This is a genomic window from Roseateles sp., assembly GCF_052436255.1.
In the GTDB taxonomy this organism is placed as follows: domain Bacteria; phylum Pseudomonadota; class Gammaproteobacteria; order Burkholderiales; family Burkholderiaceae_C; genus Pelomonas.
In genome coordinates this window covers 1-6979 of record NZ_JBQVNP010000199.1, presented here as the reverse complement: position 1 = coordinate 6979, position 6979 = coordinate 1, and the positions used below count along the sequence as shown (strand labels likewise).

At 66.4% G+C, this 6979-nt stretch carries 7 protein-coding genes and 1 pseudogene; 2 read left to right on the top strand and 6 right to left on the bottom strand.

Annotation, left to right across the window (positions count from 1 at the left end):
• Nucleotides 1–34: 34 nt before the first annotated feature.
• The 6 genes and pseudogenes from ACT6S0_RS25350 to ACT6S0_RS25325 form a co-directional block, all read right to left on the bottom strand.
• The gene (locus ACT6S0_RS25350) at nt 35–1048 is read right to left on the bottom strand and encodes an IS3 family transposase (RefSeq protein WP_444729694.1); all 1014 of its coding nucleotides are present in this window, start codon (nt 1046–1048) and stop codon (nt 35–37) included.
• Nucleotides 967–1188, bottom strand: a pseudogene (locus tag ACT6S0_RS25345) (transposase); the annotation flags it as partial. The pseudogene ACT6S0_RS25345 and the gene ACT6S0_RS25350, both read right to left, overlap by 82 nt.
• A gap of 81 nt (nt 1189–1269) precedes the next feature.
• Nucleotides 1270–1617, bottom strand: a complete 348-nt coding sequence (locus ACT6S0_RS25340) for a TonB C-terminal domain-containing protein (protein WP_444729706.1) — start codon at nt 1615–1617, stop codon at nt 1270–1272.
• Nucleotides 1618–1992: 375 nt separating this feature from the next.
• A complete protein-coding gene (locus ACT6S0_RS25335; RefSeq protein WP_444729693.1) occupies nt 1993–3132 on the bottom strand; it encodes a zinc-dependent alcohol dehydrogenase family protein in 1140 nt (379 codons plus the stop codon).
• Nucleotides 3129–3563: an acyl-CoA thioesterase gene (locus ACT6S0_RS25330; protein WP_439640751.1), complete on the bottom strand. Its 435-nt coding sequence runs from the start codon at nt 3561–3563 to the stop codon at nt 3129–3131. The genes ACT6S0_RS25335 and ACT6S0_RS25330 overlap by 4 nt, the downstream gene beginning before the upstream one ends.
• A gap of 382 nt (nt 3564–3945) precedes the next feature.
• Nucleotides 3946–4299, bottom strand: a complete 354-nt coding sequence (locus tag ACT6S0_RS25325) for a histidine triad nucleotide-binding protein (RefSeq protein ID WP_439640750.1) — start codon at nt 4297–4299, stop codon at nt 3946–3948.
• An 88-nt stretch (nt 4300–4387) separates the two neighbouring features.
• Here ACT6S0_RS25325 and msbA point away from each other — a divergent pair, with 88 nt between their 5' ends.
• Both msbA and lpxK read left to right on the top strand, forming a co-directional pair.
• Nucleotides 4388–6148, top strand: coding sequence for a lipid A export permease/ATP-binding protein MsbA (gene msbA / locus ACT6S0_RS25320; RefSeq protein WP_444729692.1), 1761 nt, complete (start codon nt 4388–4390; stop codon nt 6146–6148).
• 154 nt (nt 6149–6302) lie between these two features.
• Nucleotides 6303–6979, top strand: a 677-nt coding sequence (gene lpxK, locus ACT6S0_RS25315) for a tetraacyldisaccharide 4'-kinase (protein WP_444766512.1), incomplete at its 3' end; no start/stop codon positions are given.

The window sequence follows — 6979 nt, the reverse complement described above, 5'->3', positions numbered from 1 at the left end:
GGGGAGTTCCTTCGAAAAAGTAGACACCCGTTGGTTAGGCGCATTGGCGCTCGAAGTCGACGGGCGACTGGTAGTTGAGAGCCGAGTGTAGTCGGCGATGGTTGTAGAAATCGACGTAGTCACGCACGGCGCTGCGTAGATCGTGATCGCTATCGAATCGTCGACGGTGATACAGGTCTGACTTCATCGACTTGTTCCAGGCCTCGATATGCGCGTTGTCCGTCATGCGTCGGGGGCGGTTGACCGATTGCTTGATCCCAGCGCTCAGCAGTCTGTCCTTGAAGCGATCACCCAGAAACTCGACGCCCCGATCGCTGTGAAACATCGCGCCGACTGGCTTGCGAATCCGCAGCGCGTTGCTCAGCGCGCGGGCGGTGACGGCACAGGATTTCTCGGTGCCGATCGACCAGCCCAGCAGTCGGCGCGAGTGTCGATCCATCACCGTCGCCAGATACTGATCCCCGACCTTCAGGTAGGTGATGTCACCGACCCAGACTTGATCCGGCCGCTGGACTTCGACTTTGTGAGCCTTGCTCTCAACCCTGTCGAAGAAGCGGCCAATGCCGGGAATCCGGCGGTAGAGACCGGCCGAGCATGCCCGAACCCCGTGTTCGCGCATCAGACGTTCGACGCGACGCCGGCCGACCGTTTCGCCGGCCTGCATCAGGGCCGCATGGACGCGAGGACTGCCGTAGGTCTGGTGGCTGGCCTGGTGGGCCGCGCGGATCTTCTCGACCCACCTGGCATCGTCAACGGTGCGTTCGCTGACAGGACGCGACTTCCAGGCGTAGTAGCCCGCCGGGCTGACACCGTAGAGCCGGCACAGCGTCCTCACCGGACAGGCTTCCTGACAGTGCTCGATGAAGGCAAAGACGTCCCCTTTCGAGCGGAAGTGAACGCGATGGCTTTTTTTAGGATGTCGTGCTCGACCTTGAGTTGCTCGAACTGCTTCTTCACTCGCCGCAGTTCCTTCAACTCCGCGACGATATCCTTCTCTACCTCTACACCCTTGGTCACGATCAGTCCCTCTCTCGCTCGCTTGCGCCACAGCGTAAGCATATTGGGATGAATGGCAAGAGAGATGGCGACATCGTTGACAAGCACGCCCGGCAGTTGGCTCAGCTTGACTGCTGTCGCTTTGAATTCATCACTGTATCGATACGTGCTTCTGGGACCTGGCTTGGGCATTCGGAACGCTCCTGATCGGTTGGATCAGGGTGTCTACTAATCCGGAGGAACCGCCGGGGCGGCTGGAGTGCCTTGTTGGGCTTACTCAGGCTCATAGTAAAAAGTGGCTGGCACCTTTGTAACGAAAGCTTCGGGGTTACTAGGCAAAGGCAGTGGCGACGACTGTTGCACTATTTGCCTTACATGATCTTGGAATGCCTCAGACCTGCAAGACAGAAACGCAATATTGATAACCTCACCGGTATTGGATTGCTCAATTTCAATCGAACATTTTTGGCCAGAAAACTCCGGCTTATATCTGAGCTTACTCACCAGCAGCATGGATATTTGTTGATAGTAGGCCCTGCGGATTTGAGCTACCTCCGGGCTAATGGACGTGCTGACTGAGCCAGCATCCGCCGATGCGAGAGCTGGTGCGCATGAGAACATAGCGAATATAACGAGAGATTTTTTCATATAAGCCCAACGCCAAATAGGGGACCAATCCCGGATTAGGGTACTGCTCTCCAGGTCCCCTAATCCGAATCTTGGGCGATGCCGTGCTCGTATCGTCACCAGGAACCCCTTGATTGATCTTGTCATCTTAGTAATCGATGGTCTTGGCAGCACGGCAAACGGTACTGCAACGCTGTGCCCTATCCGCGCGACGCACCTGCGCCCTGCCTGCTGGGATCATGGCATCCGGCCATCTTGTGACGGTGGTGACCCGGGCGGCAGTCTTGGGACCGGGTTCACGGTGTTGCAGTCGGCGAGACACGCGGATCGACCCAGCCGTACCGACGCTTCGGCGACTGGGTCAGCGGTTCAGAACAGCACCACCTGCCGTACCGCTTCGCCGCGCGACAGCACGTCGAAGCCTTCGTTGATGTCGTCCAGCTTCAGCCGGTGGGTCAGCAGCCGCTCGACCGGCAGCAGGCCGGCGTCGTGCATCGCGACGAAGCGCGGCAGGTCGCGGCTGGGCACGCAGGAGCCCATGTAGCTGCCTTTCACCGTGCGTTCCTCGACGGTCAGGCTGACCGCCGAGATCGAGAACTGCTTTGATGGATGCGGCAGACCCATGGTCACCGTCATGCCGCCGCGCGCAGTCGCTGCGTAAGCCTGCTGCAGCACGCGCTCGTTGCCGACGCTCTCGAAGCAGTATTCGGCGCCGCCGCGGGTCGCTTCGCGGATCTCGGCGACGACATCGGCGGAAGTCCCAGCATGGATGATGTGCGTGGCGCCGAGCGATTTCGCCAGCTCCAGCTTGGCCGGCTGCAGATCGATCGCGACGATCGTTGCAGCGCCGGCGGCGCGCGCGCCGAGCAGTGCGGCCAGGCCAACACCGCCCAAGCCGAATACGGCGACCGAGGCACCCGGAGGCACCCTGGCGGTGTTGACCACGGCGCCGACGCCGGTCAGCACCGCGCAGCCGAACACGGCGGCGATCTCCGGCGCCAGGCCCGGCCGGACCTTGACCGCCGAGGCCGCCGACACCACCGCGTACTCGGCGAAGCCGGACACGCCGAGGTGGTGGTTGATCGCGTCGCCGCCATCCGGGAACTGCAGCCGCCGGCTGCCGGCCAGCAGGGTGCCGGCGACGTTCGCCTTGGCGCCCGGTTCGCACAGCGCGGCGCGGCCGGTGGCGCAGGGCTGGCAGTGGCCGCAGGCGGGGACGAACGAGAACACCACGTCGTCGCCCGGCTTGAAGGCCGTGACGTCGGCGCCGCATTCGATCACCGTGGCGGCGGCTTCGTGGCCGAGCGCCATCGGCATCACGCGCGGCCGGGTGCCGTCGATCACGCTCAGGTCCGAATGGCAGAGGCCGGCGGCGGTCATCTTCACCAGCAGTTCGCCGGGGCCGGGTGGGGCGAGGTCGATGGTTTCGATCGACAGCGGCTTCGATTGCGCGTACGGGGCCGGCAGGCCCATTTCGCGAAGGACGGCAGCGCGGGTCTTGAGCGTCATGGCGGGGTGGTCGGGCTCTGGATGCGGGCGAGGGCGGCGCGGATGCCGTCCGGAATCGGATGCGGGCGGTTGCTGGCCCGGTCGACGAACACGTGGACGATCCAGGCCTCGGCCAGCGGCGCGTCCTCGCCGCGCTTGAACAGCGCCAGTTCGTAGCGCACCGAGGAGTTGCCGAGCTTGCCGACCCGCAGGCCGACTTCCAGCACATCCGGATACGCGGCCGAGCGCAGGAACTTGCAGTTGGATTCGGCGATGTAGCCGATCACCGTGCCGTGGTGGATGTCGAGCCCGCCTTCGTCGATCAGGTAGCAGTTCAGCACGGTGTCGAAGTACGAGTAGTACTCGACGTTGTTGACGTGGCCGTAGCGGTCGTTGTCCTTCCAGCGCGTCGGCATGGTCTGGAAGTAGCGGTAGGTGGCGCGGATGCTCATCGGGCCTGCGGCGGTGGGTGGGGGATGGGGATCAGGGGCGAGGGCGGCCGGGCGATGCGGTGATGGCCGTTCCAGCCGCCTCGTTCCTCGGCGGCGTTCGAGGCCGGGCGGCGCGGTGCGCCGCAAGCGTCTGGCCTCTCACCCAGGCGGCCCAGTGCTCCGCAAGCGTCCGGCTTCTGGCTGCGCCCCGGCCCGCTCGTTCCTCGCGGGCGTTCGAAGCAACGTTCTGGGGCTCGGCCCGGCCACCTCGTTCCTCGGTGGCGTTCGAAGCCGGGCGGCGCAATGCGCCGCAAGCTTCTGGCTTCTGGCTGCGCCCCGGCCACCTCGTTCCTCGGTGGCGTTCGAAGCAACGCGGAGCAATGCTCCGCAAGCGTGTTGCTTCTCACCCCGGTGGCCACTTCAGGGGGCGGCCGGCGACGATGTGCAGGTGCAGGTGGAACACGCTCTGGCCGGCGGCGGCGCCGTTGTTGACCACCAGCCGGTAGGCGTCGCCATAGCCTTCGGCCTCGGCGATCGCGGTGGCCTTCAGCATCAGGTGGCCGAGCAGGGCCTGGTCTTCCGGCACCGCGTCGCAGAGGCGCGGCATCGGCTTCTTGGGGATCAGCAGGATGTGGGTCGGAGCGACCGGGTTGATGTCGCGGATGGCGATGCAGAGCTCGTCCTCGAAGACGATCGTCGCGGGAATCTCGCGGGCGATGATCTTCTCGAACAGTGTTTTGGCGGGCGCGCTGGACATGGCGGGGCGGGGATTTCCTGAAGTGGAACAGGCGGTTTTCGCGGGTGCCCGATCTTAGACGACGCGACCCGGCTGCTACCATTTCGGCATGAGTGCCCCCGATCCGTATCGCCCCGCCGCCGTCTGGCGTCGCCTGCTTGCCTACGGTGCGCCGCACTGGCGGCTGTTCCTGCTGGCGATGCTCGGCATGGTCACCTTTGCCGGTACCGATCTGGCCTTCGTGCGGCTGATCCAGCCGCTGATCGATTCGATCTTCGTCGAGCGCGATACCCAGGTCATTGCGGTGATGCCGTTCGCGATTCTCGGCATCTTCCTGCTGCGCGGCATCGCCGGCTTCGCGGCCGCCTACGGCATCGCGGCGGTCGGCCAGCGGGTGGTGTCGCGGCTGCGCTGCGAGGTGTTCGAGCATCTGCTGCACGTGCCGGTGGCGCATCACGACAAGTCCCGCAATGCCGATCTGCAGACCAAGCTGACCTACCACGCCAACCAGGTGGCCGACAGCGCCACCGGTGTGCTGACCGCGATCGTCAAGGACGGCCTGTCGGCGATCGGCCTGCTCGGCCTGATGTTCTGGACCAGCTGGAAGCTGGCGCTGTTCACGCTGGCCATCGCGCCGCTGGTGAGCCTGTCGATCACCTGGGTCAACCGCCGGTTCCGGAAGCTGTCGCAGCGCGTGCAGGGCTCGGTGGCCGGCATCACCCATTCCGCCGATGAAGCGATCACCGGCCGCCGCATCCTCAAGCTGTACGGCGGCGAAGGCTATGTGCTGGACGCGTTCCGGCGCATGGACGACTACCTGCGCCGGCAGAGCCTGAAGATGACGGCGAGCGGTGCGGCGTCGAACAGCGCGCTGGAAATGATCGCCGCCGTCGGCGTGGCGATGCTGGTGTTCGTCGCCACCGCGCCCGGCATGATCGAGACCGTCAGCGCCGGCACCTTCGCCTCGTTCATCGCCGCGATGCTGAGCCTGCGGGCGCCGATGGCGGCGATGACCGCGATCAGCGAACGCCTGCAGCGCGGCCTGGTGGCCGGCGCCGATCTGTTCCGCTTTCTCGACACGCCGGTCGAAGCCGATGCCGGCAGCCGGCCGCTGGCGCGCAGCCAAGGCAGCCTGCGCTTCGATGACGTGCGCTTCGCCTACGAAGCCGATGGCCGCGCCGCGCTGGATGGCGTCAGCCTGGAGGTCGCGCCGGGTGCGACGGTGGCCTTCGTCGGCCGTTCCGGCAGCGGCAAGTCGACGCTGCTGTCGCTGATCCCGCGCTTCTACGATCCGACGTCCGGGCGGCTGCTGCTCGATGGCTTCGATGCCCGCGACTACCGGCTGTCGGACCTGCGCCGGCAGGTGGCGCTGGTCGATCAGAACATCGTGCTGTTCAACGCCAGCATCGCCGACAACATCGCCTACGGTTCCACCGGCGCCACCCGCGAAAAGATCGAGGAAGCCGCGCGCCGCGCCCACGCCTGGGAGTTCATCGAGCGGCTGCCGCAGGGGCTGGACACGATGCTCGGCCAGGACGGCGCCAACCTGTCCGGCGGCCAGAAGCAGCGCCTGACCATCGCCCGCGCGTTGTACAAGGACGCGCCGATCCTGATCCTCGACGAGGCCACCAGCGCGCTCGACACCGAATCCGAACGGGCGATCCAGCAGGCGCTGACCGAGCTGATGAAGGGCCGCACCACGCTGGTGATCGCCCATCGCCTGTCGACCATCCAGAGCGCCGACCTGATCGTGGTGATGGATCAGGGCCGGATCGTCGAACAGGGCACGCACGACGCGCTGCTCGCCGGCGATGGCGCCTACGCCGCGCTGCACCGCATGCAGTTCCGCGACGAGCCGGTCACGGCCTGATGGGCATGGTCCCCCGCGCACCTCAAGCCCGTCATCCCGGCGAAGGCCGGGATCCAGTACGCCTCCTTCAAACAGGGCGCGTCGGACGGCACTGGATTCCGGCCTTCGCCGGAATGACAGGTGCTGAAAGTCCCCGCCCGGATCGGGCCGCGCATTGAAGCGCTGGCTCGAACGCCGCTGGTACTCAAGCGAACCGGCACCGCGGCTGCTGCAGCCGCTGGCCGCGCTGTACGGTCGGGTCGCGGATCGCATCGCGGCGTCGAAACGGGCGCAGGCAGTGCGCCTGCCGGTGCCGGTGGTGGTGGTCGGCAACATCAGTGTCGGCGGCACCGGCAAGACGCCGGTGACGCTCTGGCTGATCGAACAGGCGAGGGCACTCGGCTTTCGGCCCGGCGTGATCAGCCGCGGCTACGGCGGCCGTGCTGCGGCCTATCCGCTGCGGGTCACGGCCAGCACCGATCCGGCCGAATGCGGCGACGAGCCGGCGCTGATCGCAAGACGCAGCGGCGTGCCGGTGGCGGTGGCGCCGGATCGCGTCGCCGCTGCGCGGCTGCTGATCGAGCAGGATCGTGTCGACCTGCTGATCGCCGACGACGGCCTGCAGCACTACCGGCTGGCCCGCGATCTCGAGTTCTGCGTGATCGACGGCGCGCGCGGCCTCGGCAATGGCGCGCGGCTGCCGGCCGGGCCGCTGCGCGAACCGGCGGCGCGGCTGGCCAGTGTCGATGCGGTGATCGTCAACGGCGCGCTGTGCACGGCGCTGCCGACGCACGGCCGGCCGCAGCTGGCGATGCAGCTCGGCATCGACCGGGCGCAGGCGCTGGACAGCGG